Below are 24556 nucleotides of genomic sequence, written 5' to 3'. Positions count from 1 at the left end.
CACGAAGCATTCCTCGGGCTGGCGGTCTGCGTGATCACCTACCGCCACGTTCAACGGCTTTGTTAGGGACAGTAAGCCAGCAGGATCGGTGACGGCGTTCTTACCGGCACCCCGACACGGGTCCTCGCCGCCTCCGGGCCTGCGCGGCTTCGGCCGGCGGGAACGACCGGCGGGACGGCCGGCCATGCCGGTGAGGATGGACGGTGGTCATCGAGTCACGTGGACTGGCCGGACAGGCGTATGACCGGTTGGTCAAGCAAGCGGCTTGCGGTAACGGACGTACTCGTTCTGCCGCCGGAACCCCACGCTCTCGTAGAGATCGTAGGACCGGTGCGGATTTGCCGTGCCCGTGAACAGCCGCGCAGTCGTTGCACCCCGCTCGCGAAGAGTCCGCAGCCCGTCCAGCAGCAGGACCCGGCCGATTCCCAGGCGTCGTTGGTCCGTCCGGACACTCAGCTCTTCGACCTCGCCCACCGTGTGGTGGTGACGGCGGAGGGAGCAGAGGGCGACGCCGACCATGTCCTGCCCGTTCCAGGCGGCTCTCCAGCATGCCGGGTCAGCGGTGTCGACGAAGTCCTGGAAAGTCCATTTCTGGGTGAACCCGGTGTCCGCATACGAATCGACGACCGTCCTCCAGGCTGCGCGGTAGTGGCTTGTCCCGATCGGCCCCGTCCGTATCCCGGCCGGCAGTTCGCTGCCCAGCAGTTCGGGCACCTGCCAAAGATCGCCCAGCTTCAGCTCGACCAGGCTGAAGACACGTCGGTAGTCGGCTGCGAGCAGTAGCGCGGTGGCGTCCTGTTCGGAGGCCGCGGCGTTCGCGCCGATCACTGCCGTGCGGGCCGTTCCATGCTGTTCGACGAGCCGGCGGATCCGCTCTTCGGCCCAGCTCAGCATGGCTGAGCCGATGCCCTGACGGCGATGTTCGGGCAAGAGGTGGCCGCGGTGCAGGTACAGCCACGTGTCGTCCCGCTCCTGCCACCACCGGATCGTCGAGTAGCCGACGACGCTCCCGTCGTGTACCACCAGGATCTGGTTCTTGGACGGCTCCTCCAGCTTGGCGGAGGCTTCGGCGATCTCGGCCGCGGTCGGGAGCCCTTCCACAACCGAATGGGCGTCGATCCGGTCCCGTTCAGCACACCCCAGCCGCACCGCGGCCATGGGGCCGTGGTCTTCGTCGCCGCGATACGGCCGGAACTCGAAGCCGACCGGAAGGGTTTGTCCTGGTGCGTCGTCCGACATGGTCGGATGATCTCGGACTTCGGCGAAGGTCCGCCACCCTTTTCGTGCCGCAGTCGTCCGTGGCCGTTCAACGAGCGTCGGCCGCGTTCGAAGCGGGCCCCGGCGCGGACGGGGGCGACGGGACGGGATGCGTTCGCGGCCCGCCACCGCTGCTGGGCGGACTCGACGAGCTTGACGGGTCACCGCTGCTCCGTGGCATCGAGCTGGTGCGGGACGGCGCCGGCACGCAGTTCGCTCAGGTCGGGGATGTGGTGGTAGAGGGTGGTGGAGGGTGCCCGGAGAGACGCCCAGCAGCTTGGTTTGAGGGCCCTGCGGGGGCGCCGGGAGCCATCGTCCGGTGATCTTCAGAAAGCGTTTGGAGGTCATCGGCGCTGGGGCGTGCTTGATGCCTCACGCCTCGATGCGGCTCAGCGCTTGCATGGCCTCGCGCTCCATGCGCGAAAGATCGCCGAGGATCGTACCGGCCTGTACGAGAAGCTGCGTCTCGCCCGATTCGCCGGCCTTCTTGATCAGTGCTGCTACTTCCGGCCACAGGGCGGCTGCCTCGGTGTACAGCGTGTGGCCGGTGCGCAGGTGGCTGCTGTCGAGCAGGCCGGTGCATTCGGCGAGGAAGTCACGGTAGAGGTTGCGGAACAGGGCGCCGCCGGTGCCGGCCTTCTCCATCAGGAGGGCGGCCTGTGGCAGGTCTCGCTGCGGGACATCGGCGCGCTGGAGCCATGTGCGTACCAGCTTGCCGGCCTTCTCGATGCCTCGGTGGCCGAGGTTGGCGATGGGCGGGTGGAGGAAGGCGTCGGCGCAGGCGGTGATGGCGGGGACGATCTGGCCCTGTGGGGAAGGCAGGTTCGCCGGTGCGGTGAGTGTGAAGGAGCGGTGTTTGGCGGCCATCGGGCCGCGTGCGGCTCTGGCCTGGGCGAGGCTGGTCAGGCTGGTGGACACCGCTCCGCCTTGCTGGTCGGTGTCCACCAGGTAGGCCTTGTGGCCGTCGTAGCCGTACATGGCCACGATGTGACCGCCGAAGTGGACCTTCGAGCCGAAGTAGTCCAGGTAGTAGCTGTCGAGCTGTAGTCCGACGGGGTGGCCGGCGTCGAGGGAGGCCAAGACGTTGAGCCATGCCTTGCGCGGGGATGTGGTCTCCTGGGCCAGGAGCTCCAGCTGGAGTCTGTCGGCCAGGTTCTTGGTGAGGTCGAAAGGCTTGCTCCGTCCCCCGAGGAAGGGGAAGCCCATGTTCTTGCTGTCCCAGTAGACGAAGGACAGACCGGAGCCGAGGCCGAAGAGCATGGGCTCGGACAGATCGAGTCCTTGGTGCCGCAGTAACACCCCCAGGGCTGTCGTCTCGCAGTGCTGCGTGCCGCGGGCATCGATGTCCATCACCTTGGTCATGCCATGCTCTCCTGCTTGGTCATGTGGACGGGGATCGTCAGTCGGGTCATCAGTTCTTCTTGTGGTGCCTCTGCCGGTCCGACGAGATAGGCCTCGCGTACGGGTGCTCGCGGGCGCAGGCCGCGCTCGTGGAGGGTGGCGAAGAGCGCGTTGTAGGCCAAGGGCAGTTGGGCGTAGGACCCGACGTGCAGGGTCTCGGCAACGAGCCCGGCGGGCAGCACCTCGAATTCCAGGCCGGGCAGGCCTTCCTGCTGCGGGGTCTGCGCTCCGACGGCGATCTCCATCCCCTCTTCCAGATCCAGCGGGTACAGCCCCCACAGCGGCGGCTCCCACACGATTCCCGTCCTACCGAGCACGGGCAGCAGTCGCCCTACGCACCCCTCGACCTCGTCTCCGATGTCCACAGGGGTGCAGACCGCTCGCACCACCGCCAGCCGTCGCTCCGGCTCCCGGCTCATCGTCACCTCATAGCCGGGCAGACCGCCCTCCGCCAGCCGCTCCAGCATCTCCAGCCGGGCCTGGTCCCTGCGGATCCGCTCGGCCAGCCGGTCCCGCTCGGCGCGCAGGATCCGTGCCCTGCGCTCAGGCTCGGCAGCCAGCGCCTGGGCGATCACGGCCAGGGGAAGATCCATCTCGCGCAGCAGCGCGATGGTCAGGGCATCACGCGCCTGTTCGGGTGCGTAATAGCGGTAGCCCGAGCCGGCGTCCACGCGGACCGGAGCCAGCAGCCCCATTTCGTCGTAGTGCCGTAGCTGCTTGACGCTGAGGCGGCACATGCGGGCGAAGCGCCCGATGGTGAGAAGTTCGTCTTGCACGCCACCATGGTGGACTCTCCCACCGTGGGAGAGTCCAGCGCTGTGTCAATGGCCTCTAGCACGTCCTGTTCGCTGCCGTCATCGCTACGACCGTCCGGGTCATACAGCGGGCAATGGCCCCGGCAGCGTCCGCTGAGGGCGATGCCGAGCGAGGGCAGGACACTGCTCGGGCAGCGAGACGGCGTACAGCCGACTGGGCTTGTCGTCCGTCGGCTTCACCGCCATGCCGCCGCCCCGTCGTCATGCCGCCGCACTTCGGACAGGCGTGCTTGCCCGGCTGTCGGTTGGCAACCGGAAGCAGCCTGCTGAAGGTGTTTCGCGTGGCCACCGGGCGGTCCGCCGGAGGGCCCGGGGGTGGTGCGTCAGTCCGAGGCGCCGCTGCGCCGGGCGTAGGCGCGGGCGGCGCGGGCACGGTCGCCGCAGCGTGTGGAGCACCAGTGGCGCCGGCCGTGGGTGCGCAGGAGGAACCGGTCGCAGGGGGCTGATCCGCAGGCGGCGAGGATGTCGGCGTCGGGACCGGTGAGCAGGTCGGCGGCGTCGGCGGCGAGGGTCGCCAGTGCGTGGTTGACGGCCTGGTCGGTGGGGTGCGCCTGGACGCGGCGCAGCCCCCGGGCCCCGTCCCAGGCGAGGAGGGGGGCGGTGGGCACGGCCGTGAGGGCCTCGTTCACCGCGCGCAGGGATTCCTCGGGCGGGGTGGTGGTGTCGACGCGGGCGGCGAACAGGGCGCGGATGTGGGCGCGCAGCGTGCGCATCCGCTGTGCGCACACCTCGTACAGCTGTACGTCCGGGGTGGTCAGGTCGTGGGCGGCGAGCCAGCGCATGGCGGATTCCGGGGCGGCGAGCAGGTCGTAGCTCTGGCTGGCGGGCAGGGTGGCGGCGGTGTCGGCGAAGTCCAGGGAGCGGTACCGGTCGGCACCCGGTGCCGGGGGCAGAGCGGTCGGTGCCACGTCGGTGGCCAGGGTGTCATCCACGCCCCTCATGGTAGCGCTTGCATTTTTCCGTGATACCTGCCTAGCCTGGAATCACGTTAAACACAGATTTTTTTCGTGAGAAATGGAGACGTGATGTCCCAGCTCAACGCCAACCAGTTCCCGGTCCGCACGTTCGGCGGTCCGACCGCCCTGTTCGAGTACGGCGGCCTGCGCTTCCTGACCGACCCGACCTTCGACGGCCCCGGCGACTACGCCTCGCCCGGTGGCCCCACCCTGACCAAGACCGCCCCCTCCACCACCACACCCGCCGAGCTCGGCCCCATCGACGTGGTCCTGCTCTCCCACGACGAGCACGCCGACAACCTCGACACCTCCGGCCGCGCCCTGCTCGCCGACGTCCCCCTCACCCTCACCACCCCCGGCGGCGGCGAGCGCCTCGGGGCGAAGGCCAAGGGCCTGGCCGACTGGGAGTCGACCGAGCTGGAGCGCCCGGGCGGCGGCACCATCACTGTGACCGGGGTCCCGGCCATCCACGGCCCCGGCGCGCGCGAGGAGATCGAGCCCTTCGCCGGCCAGGTCGTCGGCTTCGTCCTGACGGGCGAGGGCCTGCCCACGGTCTACGTCAGCGGCGACAACGCCTCGCTCGACGCGGTCAGGGAGATCGCCGACCGCTTCGCCCCGATCGACACCGCCCTCCTGTTCGCCGGCGCCCCCCGCTTCCCCATGCTCTTCGACGGCAACCTGATCGTCCTGGACAGCGCCCAGGCCGCCGAGGCCACCCGGATTCTGGACGCCCGCCGCGTCGTCCCCGTCCACCACGACAGCTGGGCCCACTTCACCGAGGGCCGCGACGAGCTGGAGGCAGCCTTCGCCGCCGCGGGCCTGACCGACCGCCTGGACCGGGACTGGACGCAGCGCGCCTGAGCCCGGACCGCAGCTCAGGAACCGAGACCTCGTGCCGGGGTCGGGGCTCCCCACACACCGAGCCCCGACCCCGGGAGCAATCCTCGCGGCGTCCCCTGCGCCGTGCCAGAACGACAGAGAAGGACCCGATCACATGTCCACCGGAACCAACGCCGGCCTCGTGCACCGCTTCTACCAGGCCCTTCAGCAGGGCGACTACGACACGCTCACCGGCATGTTCCACCCGGACTTCGTCTTCTACCCCCAGATCGACAACCCCCGGCCCGGCGCTGCAGGGTTCGTCGACGCGGAGAAGAAGCACGTCGACGCCTTCCCCGGCATCCGCCTGACGGTCCTCGACACCGTCGCCGAAGCCGACAAGGTCGGCGCCTACGTCGTGGTCGAAGGGGACCAGGGCGGCGACTACTACGGCATCCCCCCACGCGGAGCGCACGTACGTTTTTCCATGTTCAACCTGTTCACGTTCAAGGACGGGAAGATCATCGAGAAGCGGGCCCACTACAACTTGGCCGACATCATGGACCAGCTCACGGCCGGCTCCGCCGCCTGACGGCACGGGCCTCGACAGGGCCACGCCCTGCGCCCCTCCACCGCCGCCCACCGACGGCGCGCGCCTGGAGCGAAACGCCGAGTACGACGACCGCAGCACGGTGCGGACCCGGGCCTTGTAGCGGGCCTCGTTCGCCGCGACCTCCGCTGCCAACGCCTTGAGGGTCTTCTCTCCGCCGACCACCGGGAAGATCACCCGCCGCACGGTGCCGGACGGCTCCGACAGGGCCGCCTCCGCGACCCGCAGCAGCATCGCCTCCTTGCCGCGGACCTTCTTCAGCTCCGCCCCCAGCTCCTTCTCGACCCGCCGCTCCGCACGCGTGTTGATCTTCAGTACGAGCTGGATGAACAAGTCCACCAGCGAGTCGGTGATCTCCGTCTGCCGCACGTGGCACAGCGTGGCCAGCAGTGTCAGGCGCCGCGGCAGCTTCATCCGCTCCAGGTTCGCCGGGTATTCCTTCGATGCCCGCGCCCGCCAGGCGTCCACCAGCTTCTCCGACACGTCCGCGAACAGGCACCCCACGACCGAGATCACTCGTTCAGCTCAACGAGGCGCCGGGCCAGGAGAAACGAGCACCAGGGCAATCACACAGCGCTACATGTCCGTTCGCCGTAGCTATACGAGAACAGGGCCGAGGAGCCATTCCACCAGCTTGCAACTCGAGATCTCGGTGAATGAGTGAGAACGAGTTCTGCGGCCCGGGCCCGGGCCCGGCGGGGCAGGGGCCTGGTCTTGCCCGTGGGTGTCTCCTGGTCGCCGTCCGGTGGTCAGGTGAGGCCGGCGGTGGCGTTGTCCTCCCAGCCGTCGACCCGCTGGAAGTATCCGTTCATGGAGCGGGAGTGCCGGGCCCATCCGCCCTGGTCGGCGATCGCCACGGCGTCCTTCCCGCGCCTGCGGGCTGTCGTGGCCAGGCCGATGCGGAGGGAGTGGCCGGTCCAGGCAAGCGGGATGCCGGCGCGGACGCTGATCCGCTTCACGGCCCGGGTGACGGAGTCGGGGACCATGCCGCCCGTGACGTTGCCGTGCCGGTCGACGCCGACGAACGCGGAGGCCTCCGGCTCCGACCAGCGCGGCGCGGCCTCGGCGGCGAGGCGGGTCCGGTACGCCTTCCACGCCTCCACCGGGCAGATTCCGGGTCCTGCTGGTAGTTGATCTTCGCGTCACGCACGCTGTGCCTGGTCTTGCCGGTGAGTACCGACACGACCAGCCCGCGCGGGGTGTGGGCGACGTCCCCGGCGAGGAGGACGGCGGGGTCCTGGGCACGCGAGGCGTAGTGGAAGCCGGTCAGGACGAGCGCCTTGTCCCGGGCCCCGGCCAGGGTGTCGGGGCGGGCCCTCGCCACCCGGTACAGGTCGGGGACCTCGGCCGCGACCGCCTGGCCCCGGCCGCGCCGCTCCCCCGCCTTCAGCAGTTCCACGGCTGCCGCCTCCAGCGTCGCCCGGGCCTGCCCCTGGTCGTCCCGGCTCACCTCCGCACCACGGCGGCGCAGCTCCACGACGGCCCCGGCGAGGATCGTGCTCGCCGACGACGCGGCGTAGCCCTTCCCGTCCACCCGGCCCCGGTCCAGCAGCCACACGACGAACGCCACCAACGCGCCGCGCGTGGCCTCCAGTTCGGGGAACTCCTGCGCTCCGCAGAACTTCTCCATACGGTTTCCGGCGTGCGGTGGCCATACTCCATGGAGAACCCGGAGAACTGGGTAAGAATCTGACGGAAGGGATCTCGTGAGGATCACGATCGAGGGCGCGGACAAGGAGTTCGCCGAGAAGCTCGTCACGCTTGCCGCAGCGCACCACGCGGAGCTGACCGTCACGACCGTCGACACCGACTGGACCGTCGAGCGCGCCACGCGCTACCTGCGCTCGCTGACCGCCGGCGCCCGCAGGTTCGCCGAGATGGTCATCGTCGACGGCGACGGCTACATCGGCGCGGACCGACTGCGCGCCGCCCTCGGGAAACTCAACGGCCCGACCGTCGCCCTGTCCCGCGCCATCCCGCGCGGCGTGCGCGAGGGCTGGTGGCCCGAAGGGATCAGCGCGCCCATCACGCCGGTGTGGGACCCGGACAACCCCAGCTGGCACAAGAACATCGCCTACGAGATGACCAGCGAGAACGTGCCCGTCTTCCGGGCCGCCATCGCCGCCCTGGCCACCGGCGAAGGGACCCCCAATCACCGGAGCCGCCCGCCCCCTGGAGCGAAGAGGCACCGTCCGCCTTCGCCGTGCCGCCCGGCCGGGACGCCGCCGACGACGCTCCGAAGACGCTGTTCGAGGGCGGCGTCGACGCGGGGACCGACACCCAGAAGCGAGCGTGAGCAGGAGGGATGAGGCAGGTCAAAGCGGGGTTGCGCGGCTAACCACCCGCTCCGGGAAAGTCGGCGCGGTCCGTCACCCGGCGGGCCCTGACCACCACCTCGCAGGAGTGATGCCGCCATGCCCGCCCTCGTCTCCCTCGCCCTCGACCAGAGCCTGGATCTTCTCGGGACGGCCCTGGGCCAGTGGCTGACCGTCATGCTTCTGGTCGCTGCCGCCGGCGGTACCTGGCTGTACCGACGGAGCCGGGCCACGGCGCCCGAGCCGCCCCGCGTCCGCCACTTCACCCTCCTGCGCACGGAGGGCGCCGACGGCGCGCCCGTACGGTACGAGACCACCCGGCCGACCGGAACCAAGATCCGGAACCAAGATCACTTCTTGGGTCGGCGGCCGCCAGCGCCTCTACGAACTGACAGACGTACAGCTGGAGGACGGAACGTACGCAGCCGAGCCCCTCGACCATTTCTGACCGTCGAGCGGAGGAGATGCGGCATCCGGCTCTGCGAAAGACCGCCTCGACGGATCTGGCACGCCCGGCAAACGGGAAACCAGCGCATTCACGGACGAGGTCCTCCTCCACGGAGCCCTGCTGGACACCGACGTCGAAGTCGTCTGCCCAACCCGGCCGACCAGGGCAAAGGCTTCGTCCCGCAACCGCAGACCTCCTTGATCGGGAGTTACACCGAACGATTTACAGTCCCTTGGTCTTCTCTTCACGGGTGTGTGGCCCGGTGGCCGAAGTACCGGTCCAGCTGGCGAGGAGGCTGAGGGCTTCGGCGGAGGGGGAGGCGGGTTCGGGGGTGTAGATGGTGAGGGTCTGTTCGGGGTCGCCTTCGACGGCCAGGACCAGGTAGTCGAGGGTGAGGTCGCCGACGAGCGGGTGGTGGAGGCGTTTGGTGCCGCTGGTGTGGGCTTGGACGTCGTGGTCGGCCCACATGCGGCGGAAGATGTCGCTGTGCAGGGACAGCTCTCCGATCAGCTCGGTGAGCTGCGGGTCGTCGGGGTGGCGTCCGGCGTACAGGCGCAGCATGGCCAGGCAGTCGCCGGCGACCCGCTCCCAGTCGGCGTACAACGCGCGGGCGGCCTGGTCGAGGAAGACGAAGCGGGCGAAGTTGCGCTCGCGGCGGGGCCGGGCTTCGAAGTCGGTGTACAGGGCGTGGGCCAGCCGGTTGGCGGCCAGGACGTCCGTGCGTCGTCCCTGGACCACCGCGGGGACGTCGAGTGAGTCCAGGGTGCGATAGAGGACCGGGTGGACCCGCTGGGGGGCGAGGGGGCGCTTGCGGCGGGCCCGAGTGGTGGCGGTGGGCTGGGCGAGGTCGAAGAGGTGGGCGCGTTCGGCGTCATCCAGGTGCAGGGCGCGGGCGACGGCCTCCAGGACGGTTTCGGAGACGCCCTGGGTGCGGCCCCGCTCCAGGCGGATGTAGTAGTCAACGCTGACCCCGGCGAGCTGGGCGACCTCCTCGCGGCGCAGCCCCGGCACGCGGCGGGAGCCGCCGTACGGGGCGAGGCCGGCCTGTTCGGGGGTGATCCGGGCCCGGCGGGTGCGCAGGAACTCGCGGATCTCGCTGCTGCGGTCCATGGGTCCCACGGTACGGCGGTACCCGGCAGGTCAGCGTGCTGAAGGGGGTACTGGCAGACCCCCGGAAGAGCGGTGCCCTCTTGAGCGGTCCACGGGACCTTCGCGGGTGGTTGTCTGGACAGCGGGCCCGGTGAACGGCACTGATCATTCGAAGAGTACGCGCCGTGACGGCACGTAGGAGATCGTCGCTGCCGCTGCCCGCCGTCTGCCCTTCACGCCGTACGTCTGGAGAGAGGACACCCCCGATGGCTTCGATACTGACCGGCACCGTCGCGCTCGTCACCGGCGCGAGCAGCGGTATCGGCGCCGCCACCGCCCGTCGGCTCGCCGAGCAGGGCGCCTCGGTGGCGCTCGTGGCCCGCCGCAAGGTCCGCCTGGAGGCTCTTGCCGCTGAGATCGAGCAGACGGGAGGCACCGCCACGGTGGTGGAAACGGACATCACCGACCGCATCCAGGCCGAGGGCGCGGTACAGCAGGTCGTCGAGCGGTTCGGACGGCTGGACACCCTGGTCAACAACGCTGGCCTGATGCTCCTGGGCCCCGTCGTCGGCGCGGACGCCGAGGAGTGGGACCGCATGATCGCCGTCAACGTCCAAGGCCTGCTCTACACCACTCGCGCCGCCCTGCCGCACCTGCTCAAGGCCGCCGAACAGGACCCGCGCCAGGTCGCCGACATCGTCAACATCGGCTCTGTCGCCGGCCGCGTGGCGAGCAAGGGCTTCGGCGTCTACAACGTCACCAAGTTCGGTGTGCACGCCTTCACCGAGTCCCTGCGCCAGGAAGTCACCCAGCGCCATGTGCGCGTCGGTGTCCTTGAGCCGGGCGCCGTGGAGAGCGAACTGGGCACGCACAACAAGCCCGAGATCCGCAGCGAACTGATCGACCCCTACTTCGAGGCGACCGAGGTCCTGGCCGCCGACGACATCGCCGACGCCGTCGCCTACATGGTCACCCGTCCCCGCCACGCCGCCATCGGCGAACTGTGGCTCATGCCCACCGAACAGGCATGAGCCCCTCCACTGCCGCACAGCCTGGCCAGCACAACTCACCGACTCCCCCCAACCCACCGGGTCCCCGCCTACGGAACCCGAAAGGAATCCCTCATGAGCAAGGTCATCTTCGTCACCGGTGCCGGACGCGGTCTGGGCACGGACATCGTCCGCCAGGCCCTCGCAGCCGGGCATCAGGTCGTCGCCACCGGCCGCCGCCCCGAGGAGGTCGAGAAAACCCTGGGCGGCTCGCAGGACAACCTCCTGGTCACCAAGCTGGACGTCACCAGACTGGACGACGCGCACACGGCCGCCCAGGCCGCGGTCGACCGCTTCGGCCGCATCGACGTCCTGATCAACAACGCCGGGAACTTCTTCGCCGGCTACTTCGAGGAGGTCCCCCCGGAGCACATGCGCCGGCAGATCGAGACCAACCTCTTCGGCCCGATGAACGTCACCCGCGCCGTCCTGCCCGTCATGCGCGCTCAGCGCGACGGCCACGTCATCACGACCTCCTCGCTCGCCGGTCAGGTCGGCACGGAGTTCACCTCCGCCTACGCGGCCTCCAAGTTCGCCGTCGAGGGCTGGATGGAAGCACTGCACCACGACATCGAGCCGTACGGCATCCGCACCACGATCGTGGAGCCCGGCTACTTCCGCACCGAGCTGCTCGTCGACGCCTCCACCACCTGGCCCGAGCCGACCATCGACGACTACGCCGAGCGCACCACCGCCACGGTCGAATCCTGGAAGAGCATCAACGGGCAGCAGCCCGGAGACCCCGCCAAGCTCGCCCACGCCCTGCTGACCCTCGCCGACCAGGACCAGCCGCCGCTGCGCTTCGTCGCCGGCGCCGACGCCATCGAGGGCGTCACCGCCAAGGCCCAGGAGCTTCTCGCACAGGTCGAAGCCTCTCGTGAGCTGGGCGGCAACCTCGGCCACGACGACGCTGCCTGAGCGGCAGCCCACCAGCGTGTGACCGCGGAGGCGCCGGACGGCCCTTACCCGAGCACGGATCAAGGACAGGTGCCATGAAACATGTCACCGAGACTCCCACCATGCAGGCCCCGGCCGAGCGGTTCACCGCGACGTCTACCTCGACAGGATCGAGGCGCCGTCTGAACCGTCCCGCCTGGCCGCCGCGCTGGTCCGCTTCACCCCGGGACCGGTCCAGGGCCTGGATCTGCGACTTCTCGTCCACCGAGAGCACCACCGCGCCCTCGGGCGGGTTGAAGTACAGACCCACGACGTCGTAGACCTTCTCCACGAACAACGGGTCCGTCGACAGCTTGAAGGTGTCGGCCAGATGCGGCTTGAGCTGGAACTGCCGCCAGACCCGGCCGCGTCCACTCGAGAGGCCGCTGTGCTGGGCCATCCACGTGCGTGACCGGTGGGTGGCATTCTTCGGCAGTTGTTCCAGCGTGGTGACCACCACCGCTTCCACCTGGTCGATGCTGACATTCGGTGGCCGGCCCGGCCGGGGCTCGTCGGCCGGCCCGGCCAGCCGTTCGGCGAGGAAGCGCCGCCGCCACTTGCGGACCGTGTCCGCGGTCACCCGCAGGTCCCGGGCGACCGCGACGATCGGCGGCACCTCCGGCCCCCGCGCAAGCCAACACGATTCGCGTCCGCAGGGCCAGAGCCTGAGTGGGTGTCACCCGACGTGTCCACCGCTCCAACACCGCCCGCTCGTCCTCAGACAGCAGCAACGGTTGCAGCTTCGGGCCCCGGCGACGACGGCCGCGGTGACGACCCCACGCCGCAGGAGGGATGACCGTGGGACTCTATTTCCAGAACAGCACGTCGAAGACTGTCTGGTTCGCTTACGCCTATTCGGACAGCGACTGCGCGTCGGAGGGCGACCCGTGGTCGAAGACCGGATGGTTCATGGTCACTCCGCACACGGATCTGAGGGTGCGTTCCGGCCCGGTCAACGGGGCGAAGTACTTCTTCTTCGCGGAGAATCAGGACAGAACTCTGAGCTGGGGTGGCGACTTCCTCACCCAACTTCCGGACCGGGCATTCGACTGGTGCTGGACCACGGGGAGCAGCGACTCCCGGCTGCTCGGCATGAAAAAGGTAATCGTGCCGGTGACCTCGATCAACCATACGATCAACGTCGTCGGTCCCTGACGGGTCGGCCGCGGCGCGGCTGCCGTGACGTCGGCCGGCAGGTGATGGTGGTCCTCCCGTTGCCGGCTCGCCCAAGTCAGGACAGTATTCCCAGGTGGCTGGCCTGGACATGGTCTCGCGCGGCATACTCGACGCATGGCTGGCATCGAGATCGACGACACCACCGCGGACGCGCTGCGGGCCCTGGCCGACGCCGCGGGGCTGCCGCTGGACGCCTACCTCGCGCAGGTGGCCGAGGAGAAGCGGCGCGAGCGGGCGCTGGCCGAGGGCGCGGAGATCTTCCGGCGGGTCACCGGCGACCCGGAGACGGTCGCCGCGTTCGACGCCGAATACGGTGGCCCGGCGCCGGCCCGGCACGCCCCGCGGGCGGCCTGACCTGTGCCTGCCGAGTACTACGTCGACTACCGGTGGTTCCTGGAACGCCAGGCCGAGCTGCTGGACGATCTCGCGGTCAACGACTACTCCGTGTTCGCCGGCCTGGCCGCCCGGCACAAGGTCGACCCGCCCCGCCACGACCAGCACCACCCGGACGCCTTCTGGCGTGCGGCCGTGATGCTGGAGGAGTGCGTCGTACTCCGGCCGCTGCCCGCGCGCAACGAGCTGTACGGCTTCGGCGTGGCCGTGGCCTACCTCGGCATCCACGGGGAGCGGGTGAACACCAAGTTCGAGGCCTGGCGGGACCTGATCGCCGACATCGCCGCCCTGCGCCTCGACTCCTTCGCCGTCGCCGAACGGCTGCGCTCACTGCGCCTGCCGACGGCCTGACCCCGCTGTCGGCCGACTCGCAGCCCCTGCAGGTCGGGGATGTGGCGCCGCTCGCGAAGACGGGCGGCAGGTCGGCCGGCCGGCCCGGCCGCCTCAGTGGAGGGGAGCCCGCCAAGCCACCAGTCCCGGCCGGCCCGCCTCCGCGAAACCCACCGCGAACGGCTTGTCGTCGTCGTCCGTCACCAGGTGGATGCTGCACTCCGTCACGCTGTCGCCCGGCGGGATCATCCGGGCGACCCAGTCGGAGGGACAGCCGGGGATCTTCGTGTCCAGGACGAAGGGGGTCTTCCCCTGTATCTGCCGACCGCCCTCGGTGAGCAGGCGGACGTGGTCGGCCTGGTCGGCGTAGAGGTCTTTCGGTCCGGTGTTGGTGTAGGTGACCGACACGTAGTACGGGACGCCGCGTCGCTCGTTCTCGTTGAGGCCGAGGTCCAGGCCCGCCAGGTCGGCCGCGCTGCCCCGGCGTACGGAAGCCAGCGTGGCGGGCAGTTCGAGGACGCCGTCCTCGCGGGCGTCCCACCGGACGCGGACGATGTCGCCCGGCTCCGCCAGCTCTGCGGACGCCGCCTCGATGCCGCCCTCGACGGGCCAGGTGTCGACCGCCCCGCCCTCGTCGAGGTAGCCGTCGGCGTTGTACGTCAGCGACAGCACGCCGACGCCTTCGGGCAACGCGTAGGTCACGCAGGTGTTGTACGAGTCGCCGGGCGCCAGCGTCTTCGGCGCGGTGTCCGCGCAGGGCAGGTCGCCCCCGCCCGGCCTGCCGCCGCTGACGTAGACCTTCTCCCCACGCGCCCAGTCGGTGCCGTTCAGGGCGAAGTCGCTGTCCACCATGTAGGCGGCGGGGATTTCCTTCCGGCCGGTGTTGGTGACCTCGAAGGCGAGGTAGTGGGGAACCATGCCCTTCAGTTCCTCGTCCACGCGCGCCCCCCGCATGTCCTCCTTCGAACCCCGGACCAGGCTCTTGACCGCAATCCTGACCTTGTACGACCGGTGGTCGGTGTCCGTGTGGACGACGTCCCGTGCGCCGGTCCGCACCGGCAGGTCCGTCCAGGAGGCAGGCCTCTCCGCGGCTCGCTCCACGGCCCCGCCCGCGGCCTGTTCCCCCGCGCCCTGTTCCCCCGCGCACCCGGCGAGGAGGGATATCGCCACCGCGCCCATGGCAGCCTTCCTGAGGTAGCTGGACAGGCGCATGGACTCCCCTTGCCGCACGATGATCCGGATCCGCCGGAGGACTGACGCATCGTAGGACGTCACCACGGAGGCGGAGACGGCGGGCCCGGTGCGGTCGCCGGCGTGGGTACAGGTGGGCTCTCGTGTGAATCCCGCCAATGTGGCGTCACCGTCGAGCAGGCCGCCGAGGGCGCGACCCGGCTCGCCCGCTTCGTGAGGGAGCGGACGCGGGGACAGGGCCGGAGCTGAACTGCGAGCCCGTGCACCGCAGTTGACGGTGCGCCGGCCGGCCGTACCGGCTACCCCAGGTCGTCCTTGTTCACCAGCCCCGCCTCGTAGGCGATGATCGCCGCCTGCACCCGGTTGCGGACGCCGAGCCGGCTGAGGATGGCGCTGACGTACGCCTTGATCGTGCCCTCGACCAGATGCAGCCGCTCGGCGATCTGCGCGTTGGACAGACCGGCGCCGAGCATCCCCAGCACTTCCTGCTCCCGCTTGGTCAGCAGCGCGGTGCGGTCCCCGGAGGCCTCCGCGCGCGGCGCGGGGGCCCGGCGCAGCTCCGTCATCAGCCGCCGTGCCACCAGCGGGGAGAGACAGGCACCGCCGGACGCCACGGCCCGCACCCCGGAGATCAGGTCACGCGGGTCGGAGGCCTTCAGCAGAAAGCCGGCCACGCCCTGGTCGAGGGCGCGCTCGATGTACTTGTCCTCGCCGAAGGTGGTCAGGACGACCACGGCGCTGTCCGGGTTGGTGGCCCTCAGCTCCCCGGCGGCGGCCAGGCCGTCCATCTCCGGCATGCGGATGTCGAGCAGGATCACGTCCGGCCGGTGCCTGCGGGACAGCTCCACCGCCTCACGGCCGTCCCCGGCCTCGGCCACGACCTCGATGTCCGGTTCGGTGGTCAGGATGGAGCGGACCCCGGCCCTGATAATGGCCTCGTCGTCGGCGAGCAGTACGCGAATCATTCCAACTCCGTTGTCACAGGGTGTCCTTGGCCACCAGCGCGTCATCCTTGAAGCACAGGCGGTACAGCGTGTCCGTGAAGCTCAGGACGCTGTCGGCCGCCCGGTAGTACTCACACGCGGCCCCCTGGGGAGCGGGGGGCTCGGCGACGACCGGTGGCGGCTTGCGGATGCGCCGCTCGGGCAGGACCGAGGCCAGCTCCTGTCGTGACTCGCCCAGCCGCATCCGGCCGTAGTCCTCGGGGGAGAGCGCGGTCATCGCCGAGGTGAAGACGTAGAGGCCGGCCAGCGCCAGCACCAGCGCCGCACCGAGCAGCACCGGCAGCAGCGCGGCCCGCCGCGCGTTGCGCCGCACCCGCGCCCTGGCTCGCGCCAGCGCCGTCCGGGAGGGACTGCGCCGCGACCGCGCACCCTCGGCGGTCGAGTCGAGGAGCTCCTCCGCCACCGGCCCGAGGACGTCCGGGTCGTCCCGCGTGCGGTCGGCACCCGGCCCTGTCGCGTTCGCGCCAGTCCTTGTCGCGTTCATGTCGGGCCCTGTCGCGTTCGGGCCGGGCCCTGTCGCGTTCGGGCCGGGCCCTGTCGCGTTCGGGCCGGGCCCTTCCGGGTCCTCGCCGCGGGTGTCCTCCACCGGCAGCGCGCGAGCGGACGGCTCGTGCGGGAGTTCCGCGCGGACCTCGAAGCCGCCCCTGCGGGGGCCCGCCCGCAGGGTGCCGCCGGCCAGCCGGACGCGTTCGTCGAGGCCGATCAGGCCCATCCGGCTGCCGGGCGCCGCGGGCTCGCCCCCGCCGGACGGCAGTTCGTTGAACACGGACACCACGGTGTCGTCCGCCCGGTGGCTCAGCCGTACGGTGATCGGCGCGCCCGCCGCATGCTTGGTCGCGTTGGTCAGCGCCTCCTGCACCACGCGGTACGCGGCGAGTTCGGTCAGCAGCGGTGGCCGCCACAGGTCCCCGCCGTCCTCCCGGAACCGCACCGGCATCCCGGGCCGCGCGAAGCGCCGCACCAGGTCGGCGATCGACTCGTGGGCGGGCCGCAGCGAGGGCGTGGAGTCCTCCCGCAGCAGCCCGATGACCTCGTGCAGCCGCTCGGTGGCCATGGTGCACCGCTCCCGCAGCTGCGTCATGGTCTGCCGCTGCTCGTCCGTCAGGCCCCGGGCCAGCTCGAGCCCGCCGGACAGCAGGGCCATCACGCTCAGCTCATGGCCCAGCGAGTCATGGATGTCCTGGGCGATCCGGGCCCGCTCCTTGAGCCGGGCCTGTTCGGCCACGAAGCGGCCCTTCCACTCCAGTTGTTCGGCGCGTTCCCAGCCGGCCCGGGTCAGATCGGAGCGCTGGCGCCACCAGTCGCCCGCCCACCAGGGCAGGACACAGGTGAAGAACTCGGTGAGGAGGAGGCTCAGCCAGTCCTTGGGCTGGGCGAACAGATTCACCAGGAGCAACCCGGCGGCCGCCACCCCGAGGAACACCGCGTGCGCCTGCCAGAGCCGGGTGACCCGGCGGCCCGCCAGGAAGCTCAGCACCACCGTCGCCCCCGCCGTCCACAGGTTGGAGCCGAGGACGACGTAGAACAGCACGATCGATCCGGCCAGCGCCAGCGACAGCAGGGGCAGGGCCCGGCGCACCGCGACCGCCGCCGTGATCAGCAGGGCGACGGCCGTCCAGCCGACCGGTGAGGCGGCGAGCCCTTCGAGGTTGATCGCGGAAGGGGCCGGCAGCACCAGGAGCAGCAGCAGGTCGCCGCGCCGGGTGAACGGCCGCTCGACGCCGAGCCGGTGGATCACATGGTCCGCTCGCCGTCGGAGGGCCTGTATCAGGTGCATTCCCGCACGCTACAAGAGCGGGCGCGGGACACGGACCTGCCGAAAGTCCAGTCACATCGTTGCCGAACGCCAGATGTTCCCGGGGGCCGCCGCTCCTAGTTTCGTGCTGTGACTGCGGAAGGAGCAGGCAGGAAATGATCACTGTGGACCGACTGACCAAGAGGTATGGGGACAAGACGGCTGTGTCCGACCTCTCGTTCGGGATCAATCCGGGAACGGTGACGGGTTTCCTCGGACCGAACGGGGCGGGCAAGTCGACGACCATGCGCATGATCGTCGGTCTCGACGAGCCGACGGCGGGCCGCGCACTCGTCCATGGCAAGCCGTATGCGCGGCTGAAGCACCCCTTGCGGGAGGTGGGCGCCCTGCTCGACGCACGGGCCGGGCATCCGGGCCGCTCCGCCCACCACCATCTGCTCGGCATGGCGCGCAGCAACGGCATCCCGGCCTCCCGGGTGAAGCAGGTGCTGGAGACCGTCGGCCTCGCCGAGGTCGCCGAGAAGCGGATCGGCTCGTTCTCGCTCGGCATGGGCCAGCGGCTCGGCATCGCCGCCGCGCTGCTCGGCGACCCCAAGGTGCTGCTGTTCGACGAGCCCGTCAACGGCCTGGACCCCGACGGGGTGCGCTGGGTGCGGGAGCTGATGCGGGAGCTGGCCGCGGAGGGCCGCACGGTCTTCGTCTCCAGCCATCTGATGAGCGAGATGCAGGAGACCGCCGACCACGTGGTGGTCATCGGCCGCGGCAAGGTCATCGCCGACGCCCCGGTCGAGGAGGTCATCGCGGGCAGTTCACTGAACGCCGTCCGGGTGCGCACCCCCCAGCCGGACGTGCTGCGGCGCGAACTGCTCCGGCTCGGCATGAGCGTGGAGCGCGGCGCCGACAGCGCCCCCGGGGAACTCATGGTCGTCGGCGGCACCCTGGAGGAGATCGGCGACCTGGCCTTCCAGCACCGCGTCCCGGTCCACGAACTGAGCCTGCGCAAGGCCAGCCTTGAGCAGGCGTACATGGAACTCACCGCCGACAGCGTGGAGTACGGCTCGCCCTCCCTCTCCCCCGCCGCCGAAGCACCCGTACACCAAGCCCCGGATCACCAGGAAGCGTAAGCAGACATGACAGCGACAACGGCCCACAGGCTCGTCGGACCCGTCTCCGGCGGTGGATTCAAAGGCGCCCTCGCCTTCGAGTGGACGAAGCTGTGGAGCGTGCGCGCGACGTGGTGGAACCTGCTCGTCGGGCTGGTGCTCACCGTGGGATTCGCAGTGATCGTCGGCATGTCCGCCGACGCGAGCGCCAAGAAGGGCGTGGACGTCACCATGCCCGCCCCGCACCACGCCTCCCAGGCGTTCCTGATCTCCCAGCTGACCGTGGTGGTGCTCGCCACGCTCGCGCTGACCAGCGAGTACTCCAGCGGCTCGATCCGCACCACGCTCCAGAGCGTGCCCCGGCGGAGTCGGATGCTGCTGTCCAAGACGCTCGTCGTCACCTCGGTCGTGGCCGTGACGGGCTTCGTCCTCAGCGTGCTGGCCAGCCTGGCAGCCGCCTCCTTCATGGGGGAGCACGGCGCGTACACCGGCGGTGAGCTGATCGGCACCGCCTTCGGCACGAGCGCCTATCTCGCCCTGCTCGCGACCCTGTGCATCGGCGTGGGCACGGTGCTGCGCAGCGCCGCCGGCACCATCACCACGCTCATCATGATGCTGCTGGCGCTGCCTCAGCTCATGGGTGTCGTCGGCGCCAAGTGGCTGGAGACCGCCGGCGACTACATGCCCAGCGAGGCGGGCACCGTGCTGATGACGCAGGAGACCGACCCCTACAGCGGCGGCACCGCGCTCGTGGTGCTGATCCTGTGGGCGCTCGCCGCGGTCGTGGGCGGCTACGCCGTGCTGCGCCGCCGCGACGCCTGACCGCTCCCCGGGCCGGAGGCCACCCCCCGCCGACCGGCCCGCGGTACCCCCGACGTCGGCTGCCTGACCCGTTCAATGGTCCGGCGGCCGACGTCGTTCGCGTGACCGGTGACAACCGCGTGATACGTCCCCCCTATCGGCCGTGGCGGCATGGGGAGCACGTGCTGTCCGTTGCTGTCCGATTCCTCGGAGGTTCCCGCATGCGTCGCCGCACCACCGTGTCCGTGACCCTGGCCGGCTGTGCCCTCGCCGTCGGCTGGGGACGAGGTTCTGCCGGGCGGTCGACGACTGCTGATCGGTCGAGACCCGACCCTGGCGGGTGGGGCGGGCCCGCCGGGCCGCGATCGGCGTCGGCGGTGAGACCGTGCCGAGCTCGGTCGAGGTCATGGGTTGCCGAAGAGGCTGACCAGCAGCTTCACGCCTCGACGATGATGGTGCCTATGGTCGATTCCGGTCCGGGCCCCTCCGGACGGTCGATCTTCCACCAGCCCAGCACGTCCTCGTACTCCGGCTGTGAGACCGCACGTCCTTCGGCGGTCATCAGGCGTCCCTGATACGCCTGGGCGTAACGTGCTCGAACCGAGTAGACGCCTGGCTCGTCGGGAACAACGAGGTCGCACGTCACATTCACCCACTCCGCCGGACCTGGGTTGTCCTCCGCCAGCGCCTCGACGTGCGTGCCGGCATTGACGACCTTCAAGCCGCCCCCGCTGCGCTGCTTGCCGTTCCATACCGACGTCTGGGCTCGATCCTGGCCGGCCAGACCGACGATCACCTGGTTGACGGCGTTGCCACACTCCGAGCAATCATGCAGCACGTCGAAACTGACCTTGTGCGAGCCTCCTTCGCGGACGTGTACCACGTCGGCCTGGCCATCGATCTTCACGTTGCGGATCTTGAACCGAAATCCCGTCCCGCCCCCGTAGGGCTCGACCATCTCGGCGCCGGGAGTGCGAGCCGTGGTTCCGTGGACATCGCCGTGACTCAACTTGTCGGTCATAGGCCAAGTAAACAGGTGGCCACTGACAAGGGCGGGCCCGGCCTTCCACGCGGTCGACACGTCAGCGTCAGAGCGGAGTACGGCTTCTGAGCCGTCGTACAGCCGTCGTACAGCCGTCGTACAGCCGTCGTACGGGTACGACGGCTCAGTCGGTGTCCGACGGCTGACAGAGCGTCGGAAGCCGACGGCGGTCTCACGCCGCCGCAGGTGCCCTCTCGGCCGCGGAACGGCGTTTCCAGTACGCGACGGTCAGCACGCCCAGCAGCGGCCCCCACAGGATCAGCGGCGCGTAGCAGAAGTAGAACCAGGCGGCTTCCCAGCCGCCGGCTCGGCTGGGGTAGTCGGCCGGCAGGTCACTGCCTCGGATGGTGGTGCCCCTGATCTCGGAGGCGATGAACAGCAGGGTGAACAGGAGAGTGAGGCCTGCGGCCCCGATGGCCGCCGGGAGAACGGCTGCCCTTCGCGGGACCCGGCGGCCGCGGAGGAACGGGACCCAACGTGGGAACACCTCGCCCCAGCGGGCGACCAGACCGATCGCGGTGAACGCGAAGGCTTCGGAAAGGACCGACAGGGAGACGACGTACGCCCGTTCGCCGAGTCCGAGACCGTCGCCGGACGCGGCCGGGAGCCGCCAGATGCTGGAAGGAAGGACGGTCAGCGGAACGGCGTAGGCCACCAGCCGCATCCGTTGTGACACTCCGGCAACGGGCTCGTGGGCCGCCCGCCATGCGGCGCGTAGTCGTCCGGGGCGGATGGGGGTGGGGGTGGGGGTGGGTTCTTTGGTGTGCAGGAGCTGCTGCATGGGCGGTCCTCGGCTGGTCCTCGGCTCGGCTGGTCCTCGGCTTCGGTGAACTGTTGTTCGGCCCGTTCAGTAATGAAGATCCCAGTCACGGGGGCCCGGAGCGTCACTCCGAGAGCTGACTCGGCTCCGTCCGACGGCCGACGACGTGGTGCGACCTGCGGATGACTGCGGTGCCCGTTTGCCGCATGTTCCCGCGACCAGCATGTTTCACCAGGAGCGTCCCGACTCTGCCCCGGCAGGAGACCCAGCGCCTTGCAGACTCATCGGCACCACACGTCCGTGGAGCGAGGTGCCTTCCACCTGCACGCCGGCACGCTCGGCGACGGAGTGCCCCCTGCCGTCCGGGACGCCTTCGTCCGCGCGTACACGGGCAGCCGCGCGTTGGGCCGCGCGTTCTCGTACTACCGGGCCCTGCCCGAAAGCGCACGACAGATCTCGCAGGCCGTCACCACCGCCCGCCTGACGGTGCCGACCATGGCGCTGGGCGCCCACCCTGTCGGCGCCGCACTGGAACGCCAGCTCCGCCCCGTCACCGACGACCTCACCGGACACGTCAAGAGGACTGTGGCCACATCGTCCCACTGCACCGGCCGAACGCCCTGCTCACGCTGTTCCATCCGTTCCTGGCCGGTGAGGACGCGATCGCAGCGTGACCGGGGCAGCCGCCGGCATTCGGTACACGCCCTGAGCCTGTCTCCCCGATGGGCAAGATCCGTGACAGGATCCGTGTCCCCCGGCTGGGGCTCGGGCGTCCGCGACGCACACGGAACAACGAACAGCGAACAGCGTTGCCGTCGACAAGACGTACAGCACCCCGCAAGACCCGCGCAAACCGCAAGACCCGCGCATCTTTACGGAAGCGCGGGATCCGGCGCGGTGTCCCAGTTCAGCCACTGCCGCCTCTGCGACCAGAGCCGCTGCCTGGCAAAGCCGCTGTGACCCGTGCCGCAACTCCCGCCGGGCACCCCGTATCAGGCCGCCCTCCCCGCCCACCCCACCCGCCTCTCCGGACAGGACGAGACAGACGGGCCGAGACGGACGGAGCGGAGGGACGGCAGGGCGGCACAGGCCGGTCAGGACGTGCCCGCCAGGTGCTCCCGGGCCGGCACGTCTGTGGTGTTCCGGCCGGGGTCGACTTGTCGGCCCCGGTGACGCGGTGGACGGTGAGGTGCTGCCGGGGGCGAGTAGGGCGAGGCGGAGCTGGGGCAATCGTCCCGCTGCTCGGCGGACAGAGGGCGGAGGACGGGGTGGCCGCGCCCCGAGGGTCGCGGCCACCCCGCTGCGGGTCAGCGGCGCCGGTTCAGCACCGCACCAGGCCGAGGAACCTCTGTCCCAGGAGGTAGGACGGGTGGACCCACTGGGTGGCCTCCTGCCCGGGCTGCAGCGTGTGGCACTTCACCGGGGTGTCCGCCGACTGGCGCAGGAACGTGGGCAGCACCCGCTGCTCGGTGTCGCAGTTGTTCGTCATGAAGACGCCGAAGTACCCGAACACCTCGTTCACGGTCACGGTCTTCACGCAGTCCGGCACCGGGTCGGTCGCGGCCGAGGCCGGCTGAGCGGCTCCGCCGAGCGCGAGCGCGCCGGCGGCCACGGCCAGTGCGGCACCGACGCCGGCGCCACGGAGTCTCCTGCTCGATTTGCCCATGTTCACTCCCTGTGTCTGGACGGAGCCTCAATTCCACAAGCGGCCCGGACCCGGGAGCAACGGCGTATAGAAACCTCGGAAGAGGTGTCCTTCGCGGCCGGGGCGCCGACGCGGTCACGCGTGAGACGGCCGCGGAGCGCGGCCTCGTCCCGCCGGGCGAAGGGTTTGTCACCGGTCGGCGACAGGAGCGGTGGCACCGGCGCCCCTCACCACAAGAGCCCAAGTGGTGTCAGGACTCAGGTTCTGGTCCAACTTCTGTGGCGAGGTGGCGGTGAGTGTTGTCGGGCGGGTGTGATTGGGTGCGGGGAGAGTTGTGCCGTCGTCGCTTCGGAGGGATCGTCCATGCCGCAGTACCCGTCTCTGACCCACGCCCTGGGGGAGGCGCTCGTGGACCTCGTCTGGTTCGTCGAGGGCGCGGATGACGAGTACATGGATCAGGACGATGCGGTGAAGGCACTGGAGGGTGTCGCCGCGATGGTGAATCGCCTGTCGAGCTCCCAGCGTGCAGAGTTCCAGCAGGTGATCGAGGCGATGACCGAGGCCGAGACCGATCCGAGCCGCCGTGAATTCCTGGCAGCGTTCCCGGACGGCTTCGGGCTCGAGGAGTAGTCACCAACCGGCTCAGGCTCAGGCTCAGGCTGACGACGAGAGGAGAACTCGTCTCCTCGGGAGCGCGAAGCCGGTACGTCCATACATCTGTCGCTTCGGCATCCTGATCCGGTGGACGCGGCCCTCGACGACGCCCCGAGCTCCAGGGCGGGGTCAGCCCGGCGGTGACCGCGGCAAGGCCTCGTTCCGGGCCGTTGACGAAGGTGTGGAGACTCGGCAGGTCGTCGGCACGAACCGCCTCGATCCACTGAGGAAGCCGGTCACCTTGGAGCTCGGTGATCATCATGCCGAACGCGCGGACGTGACCGGTGGGCGCGTCCAGTTCAGGGCGGTACGCGAGCACTGACTTCAGCTTGAGCCGGTCGTCCCCCGGCAGGGCGTCGGGGTGGATCGGGATCCGCCCGGCGACGGCCCGCGGCGACGGTGGTCGGGCTGCCGGTACGGTCGGAGTGATGCGAAACGGCTGGAGGCAGCCACGAGCGGCTCCGTAGCCGCCACGGTAACCGTGGGCCTTGATCTCTTCCCAGAGCGTCCAGGCGTTCGTGCAGCCCTCGGCCCACCGATCGTTCAGGTGTGCGACATCCCGCGAGTTCCCCTGAGCTCCGCTGAGCCCTTGTCCCTGTGGCCAGGGGGTTCTGTCTCTCCTTCGGGTGCTCTTCAAGCTGGTGACGTAACTTCAGGATTCTTGAAGTGTTCTCACTTCGTCCGATCGATCCGTGATCGGGGTGAAGGTGAGGAGGCTCGGGTTGGCGCTGGCAGCCGTACGCGACCTACGCGAGTTGGCCCGCGCACAGGCGCTCACCACGTACTTCCTGTTCCTGGAACTGCGGCACAAGGTCGAGATCCACCGCATGACCGGGCGGGTCGTCGAGTGCCCGATCGACGACATGAACCGGCCGCGGGGATCCAAGGACGCGGAGGTTGCGTCCTGGGAAGTGGTGTACGGGTTCGACCTGATCCGGGGGTTTGCTCCGGCATCGGGATGGTGCCCGCATAGTTGAACGGCCACCGGCTGATCTTCGAGATGTCG

General features: G+C 70.1%; 26 protein-coding genes and 2 pseudogenes. 13 read left to right on the top strand and 15 right to left on the bottom strand.

The annotated features are described in order from the left end of the window. Window positions 1–252: 252 nt before the first annotated feature. From ACP4J0_RS24155 to ACP4J0_RS24135, 5 genes and pseudogenes are all read right to left on the bottom strand, one after another. Window positions 253–1239, bottom strand: coding sequence for a GNAT family N-acetyltransferase (locus tag ACP4J0_RS24155; RefSeq protein WP_426600762.1), 987 nt, complete (start codon window positions 1237–1239; stop codon window positions 253–255). A 45-nt stretch (window positions 1240–1284) separates the two neighbouring features. Then, window positions 1285–1412: pseudogene (locus tag ACP4J0_RS24150) on the bottom strand (IS256 family transposase); the annotation flags it as partial. Window positions 1413–1629: 217 nt separating this feature from the next. Continuing rightward, entirely contained in the window at window positions 1630–2619 is a 990-nt protein-coding gene (locus ACP4J0_RS24145; RefSeq protein ID WP_426600761.1) for a BtrH N-terminal domain-containing protein, read from the bottom strand. After that, window positions 2616–3434 (bottom strand): MerR family transcriptional regulator, encoded by an 819-nt coding sequence (locus ACP4J0_RS24140; protein ID WP_426600760.1) that lies wholly within the window; start codon window positions 3432–3434, stop codon window positions 2616–2618. Before ACP4J0_RS24140 ends, ACP4J0_RS24145 begins: the two co-directional genes overlap by 4 nt. A 362-nt stretch (window positions 3435–3796) precedes the next feature. Continuing rightward, complete coding sequence (locus tag ACP4J0_RS24135) at window positions 3797–4414, bottom strand: ABATE domain-containing protein (protein WP_426600758.1); 618 nt, start codon at window positions 4412–4414, stop codon at window positions 3797–3799. Window positions 4415–4498: 84 nt separating this feature from the next. Between ACP4J0_RS24135 and ACP4J0_RS24130 the strand changes: the two genes are divergently transcribed. Beyond that, window positions 4499–5290 carry an MBL fold metallo-hydrolase gene (locus ACP4J0_RS24130; protein ID WP_426600757.1) on the top strand — a complete coding sequence of 264 codons (792 nt, stop codon included), beginning with the start codon at window positions 4499–4501 and terminating at the stop codon, window positions 5288–5290. Window positions 5291–5423: 133 nt separating this feature from the next. Next, window positions 5424–5840 carry an ester cyclase gene (locus ACP4J0_RS24125; RefSeq protein ID WP_426600756.1) on the top strand — a complete coding sequence of 139 codons (417 nt, stop codon included), beginning with the start codon at window positions 5424–5426 and terminating at the stop codon, window positions 5838–5840. A 767-nt stretch (window positions 5841–6607) separates the two neighbouring features. Here the strand turns inward: ACP4J0_RS24125 and ACP4J0_RS24120 are convergent. After that, window positions 6608–6844: a hypothetical protein gene (locus tag ACP4J0_RS24120; RefSeq protein WP_426600755.1), complete on the bottom strand. Its 237-nt coding sequence runs from the start codon at window positions 6842–6844 to the stop codon at window positions 6608–6610. Further along, the gene (locus ACP4J0_RS24115) at window positions 6814–7488 is read right to left on the bottom strand and encodes a hypothetical protein (RefSeq protein ID WP_426600754.1); all 675 of its coding nucleotides are present in this window, start codon (window positions 7486–7488) and stop codon (window positions 6814–6816) included. Before ACP4J0_RS24115 ends, ACP4J0_RS24120 begins: the two co-directional genes overlap by 31 nt. A 76-nt stretch (window positions 7489–7564) precedes the next feature. On the opposite strand from ACP4J0_RS24115, the gene ACP4J0_RS24110 reads away from it, so the two are divergent. Next, window positions 7565–8167, top strand: a complete 603-nt coding sequence (locus tag ACP4J0_RS24110; RefSeq protein ID WP_426600753.1) for a hypothetical protein — start codon at window positions 7565–7567, stop codon at window positions 8165–8167. Window positions 8168–8843: 676 nt separating this feature from the next. On the opposite strand, the gene ACP4J0_RS24105 is transcribed toward ACP4J0_RS24110, so the two are convergent. Next, window positions 8844–9731: a helix-turn-helix transcriptional regulator gene (locus ACP4J0_RS24105; RefSeq protein WP_426600752.1), complete on the bottom strand. Its 888-nt coding sequence runs from the start codon at window positions 9729–9731 to the stop codon at window positions 8844–8846. A 245-nt stretch (window positions 9732–9976) separates the two neighbouring features. On the opposite strand from ACP4J0_RS24105, the gene ACP4J0_RS24100 reads away from it, so the two are divergent. After that, the gene (locus ACP4J0_RS24100) at window positions 9977–10741 is read left to right on the top strand and encodes an SDR family NAD(P)-dependent oxidoreductase (protein WP_426600751.1); all 765 of its coding nucleotides are present in this window, start codon (window positions 9977–9979) and stop codon (window positions 10739–10741) included. A gap of 93 nt (window positions 10742–10834) precedes the next feature. After that, the gene (locus ACP4J0_RS24095; protein WP_426600750.1) at window positions 10835–11677 is read left to right on the top strand and encodes an SDR family oxidoreductase; all 843 of its coding nucleotides are present in this window, start codon (window positions 10835–10837) and stop codon (window positions 11675–11677) included. On the opposite strand, the gene ACP4J0_RS24090 is transcribed toward ACP4J0_RS24095, so the two are convergent. Continuing rightward, entirely contained in the window at window positions 11592–12311 is a 720-nt protein-coding gene (locus tag ACP4J0_RS24090; protein WP_426600749.1) for a helix-turn-helix domain-containing protein, read from the bottom strand. The two genes, ACP4J0_RS24095 and ACP4J0_RS24090, sit on opposite strands and share 86 nt — an antisense overlap. Window positions 12312–12493: 182 nt before the next feature. On the opposite strand from ACP4J0_RS24090, the gene ACP4J0_RS24085 reads away from it, so the two are divergent. The 3 genes from ACP4J0_RS24085 (at window position 12494) to ACP4J0_RS24075 (ending at window position 13615) form a co-directional block, all read left to right on the top strand. Next, entirely contained in the window at window positions 12494–12850 is a 357-nt protein-coding gene (locus ACP4J0_RS24085; RefSeq protein WP_426600748.1) for a DUF1036 domain-containing protein, read from the top strand. Between the two features lie 135 nt (window positions 12851–12985). After that, window positions 12986–13225 carry an antitoxin MazE7 gene (locus ACP4J0_RS24080; protein ID WP_426600747.1) on the top strand — a complete coding sequence of 80 codons (240 nt, stop codon included), beginning with the start codon at window positions 12986–12988 and terminating at the stop codon, window positions 13223–13225. A gap of 3 nt (window positions 13226–13228) precedes the next feature. Then, window positions 13229–13615, top strand: a complete 387-nt coding sequence (locus ACP4J0_RS24075; protein ID WP_426600746.1) for a toxin Doc — start codon at window positions 13229–13231, stop codon at window positions 13613–13615. Between the two features lie 93 nt (window positions 13616–13708). Here ACP4J0_RS24075 and ACP4J0_RS24070 read toward each other — a convergent pair whose 3' ends face one another. The 3 genes from ACP4J0_RS24070 to ACP4J0_RS24060 form a co-directional block, all read right to left on the bottom strand. Continuing rightward, window positions 13709–14806, bottom strand: a complete 1098-nt coding sequence (locus ACP4J0_RS24070; RefSeq protein ID WP_426600745.1) for a hypothetical protein — start codon at window positions 14804–14806, stop codon at window positions 13709–13711. Between the two features lie 278 nt (window positions 14807–15084). Continuing rightward, window positions 15085–15750, bottom strand: a complete 666-nt coding sequence (locus ACP4J0_RS24065; protein WP_426600744.1) for a response regulator — start codon at window positions 15748–15750, stop codon at window positions 15085–15087. A 13-nt stretch (window positions 15751–15763) separates the two neighbouring features. Continuing rightward, on the bottom strand, window positions 15764–17566 hold the full coding sequence (locus ACP4J0_RS24060; RefSeq protein ID WP_426600743.1) for a histidine kinase: 1803 nt from the start codon (window positions 17564–17566) through the stop codon (window positions 15764–15766). 134 nt (window positions 17567–17700) lie between these two features. Here ACP4J0_RS24060 and ACP4J0_RS24055 point away from each other — a divergent pair, with 134 nt between their 5' ends. Then, complete coding sequence (locus tag ACP4J0_RS24055) at window positions 17701–18669, top strand: ABC transporter ATP-binding protein (protein WP_426600742.1); 969 nt, start codon at window positions 17701–17703, stop codon at window positions 18667–18669. A gap of 6 nt (window positions 18670–18675) precedes the next feature. Beyond that, window positions 18676–19470, top strand: coding sequence for an ABC transporter (locus tag ACP4J0_RS24050; RefSeq protein WP_426600741.1), 795 nt, complete (start codon window positions 18676–18678; stop codon window positions 19468–19470). A gap of 415 nt (window positions 19471–19885) precedes the next feature. Here the strand turns inward: ACP4J0_RS24050 and ACP4J0_RS24045 are convergent, their stop codons facing one another. Together ACP4J0_RS24045 and ACP4J0_RS24040 are read right to left on the bottom strand one after the other, a co-directional pair. Next, a complete protein-coding gene (locus ACP4J0_RS24045; protein ID WP_426600740.1) occupies window positions 19886–20470 on the bottom strand; it encodes a hypothetical protein in 585 nt (194 codons plus the stop codon). A gap of 193 nt (window positions 20471–20663) precedes the next feature. Continuing rightward, window positions 20664–21272, bottom strand: a complete 609-nt coding sequence (locus ACP4J0_RS24040; protein ID WP_426600739.1) for a hypothetical protein — start codon at window positions 21270–21272, stop codon at window positions 20664–20666. A gap of 300 nt (window positions 21273–21572) precedes the next feature. Here ACP4J0_RS24040 and ACP4J0_RS24035 point away from each other — a divergent pair. After that, window positions 21573–21925, top strand: a pseudogene (locus ACP4J0_RS24035) (alpha/beta hydrolase); the annotation flags it as partial. Between the two features lie 647 nt (window positions 21926–22572). Here the strand turns inward: ACP4J0_RS24035 and ACP4J0_RS24030 are convergent. After that, window positions 22573–22917, bottom strand: a complete 345-nt coding sequence (locus tag ACP4J0_RS24030) for a hypothetical protein (protein ID WP_426600738.1) — start codon at window positions 22915–22917, stop codon at window positions 22573–22575. 342 nt (window positions 22918–23259) lie between these two features. Between ACP4J0_RS24030 and ACP4J0_RS24025 the strand changes: the two genes are divergently transcribed. Together ACP4J0_RS24025 and ACP4J0_RS24020 are read left to right on the top strand one after the other, a co-directional pair. Next, window positions 23260–23526, top strand: coding sequence for a hypothetical protein (locus ACP4J0_RS24025; RefSeq protein WP_426600737.1), 267 nt, complete (start codon window positions 23260–23262; stop codon window positions 23524–23526). Window positions 23527–24272: 746 nt separating this feature from the next. Next, window positions 24273–24527 carry a hypothetical protein gene (locus ACP4J0_RS24020; protein WP_426600736.1) on the top strand — a complete coding sequence of 85 codons (255 nt, stop codon included), beginning with the start codon at window positions 24273–24275 and terminating at the stop codon, window positions 24525–24527. Window positions 24528–24556 lie beyond the last annotated feature (29 nt).

The sequence above is a fragment of the Streptomyces sp. WG7 genome, assembly GCF_049975785.1.
GTDB lineage: Bacteria > Actinomycetota > Actinomycetes > Streptomycetales > Streptomycetaceae > Streptomyces.
This window is presented reverse-complemented; position numbering and strand designations above follow the sequence as displayed.

Bases quoted from the DNA above. Each gene is read 5' to 3' on its own strand.
- ACP4J0_RS24155 (WP_426600762.1), bottom strand. From the start codon at position 1,239: ATGTCGGACGACGCACCAGGACAAACCCTTCCGGTCGGCTTCGAGTTC.
- ACP4J0_RS24145 (WP_426600761.1), bottom strand. From the start codon at position 2,619: ATGACCAAGGTGATGGACATCGATGCCCGCGGCACGCAGCACTGCGAG.
- ACP4J0_RS24135 (WP_426600758.1), bottom strand. From the start codon at position 4,414: ATGAGGGGCGTGGATGACACCCTGGCCACCGACGTGGCACCGACCGCT.
- ACP4J0_RS24130 (WP_426600757.1), top strand. From the start codon at position 4,499: ATGTCCCAGCTCAACGCCAACCAGTTCCCGGTCCGCACGTTCGGCGGT.
- ACP4J0_RS24125 (WP_426600756.1), top strand. From the start codon at position 5,424: ATGTCCACCGGAACCAACGCCGGCCTCGTGCACCGCTTCTACCAGGCC.
- ACP4J0_RS24120 (WP_426600755.1), bottom strand. From the start codon at position 6,844: ATGGTCCCCGACTCCGTCACCCGGGCCGTGAAGCGGATCAGCGTCCGC.
- ACP4J0_RS24115 (WP_426600754.1), bottom strand. From the start codon at position 7,488: ATGGAGAAGTTCTGCGGAGCGCAGGAGTTCCCCGAACTGGAGGCCACG.
- ACP4J0_RS24105 (WP_426600752.1), bottom strand. From the start codon at position 9,731: ATGGACCGCAGCAGCGAGATCCGCGAGTTCCTGCGCACCCGCCGGGCC.
- ACP4J0_RS24100 (WP_426600751.1), top strand. From the start codon at position 9,977: ATGGCTTCGATACTGACCGGCACCGTCGCGCTCGTCACCGGCGCGAGC.
- ACP4J0_RS24095 (WP_426600750.1), top strand. From the start codon at position 10,835: ATGAGCAAGGTCATCTTCGTCACCGGTGCCGGACGCGGTCTGGGCACG.
- ACP4J0_RS24080 (WP_426600747.1), top strand. From the start codon at position 12,986: ATGGCTGGCATCGAGATCGACGACACCACCGCGGACGCGCTGCGGGCC.
- ACP4J0_RS24070 (WP_426600745.1), bottom strand. From the start codon at position 14,806: ATGCGCCTGTCCAGCTACCTCAGGAAGGCTGCCATGGGCGCGGTGGCG.
- ACP4J0_RS24065 (WP_426600744.1), bottom strand. From the start codon at position 15,750: ATGATTCGCGTACTGCTCGCCGACGACGAGGCCATTATCAGGGCCGGG.
- ACP4J0_RS24060 (WP_426600743.1), bottom strand. From the start codon at position 17,566: ATGCACCTGATACAGGCCCTCCGACGGCGAGCGGACCATGTGATCCAC.
- ACP4J0_RS24055 (WP_426600742.1), top strand. From the start codon at position 17,701: ATGATCACTGTGGACCGACTGACCAAGAGGTATGGGGACAAGACGGCT.
- ACP4J0_RS24050 (WP_426600741.1), top strand. From the start codon at position 18,676: ATGACAGCGACAACGGCCCACAGGCTCGTCGGACCCGTCTCCGGCGGT.
- ACP4J0_RS24045 (WP_426600740.1), bottom strand. From the start codon at position 20,470: ATGACCGACAAGTTGAGTCACGGCGATGTCCACGGAACCACGGCTCGC.
- ACP4J0_RS24040 (WP_426600739.1), bottom strand. From the start codon at position 21,272: ATGCAGCAGCTCCTGCACACCAAAGAACCCACCCCCACCCCCACCCCC.
- ACP4J0_RS24030 (WP_426600738.1), bottom strand. From the start codon at position 22,917: ATGGGCAAATCGAGCAGGAGACTCCGTGGCGCCGGCGTCGGTGCCGCA.
- ACP4J0_RS24025 (WP_426600737.1), top strand. From the start codon at position 23,260: ATGCCGCAGTACCCGTCTCTGACCCACGCCCTGGGGGAGGCGCTCGTG.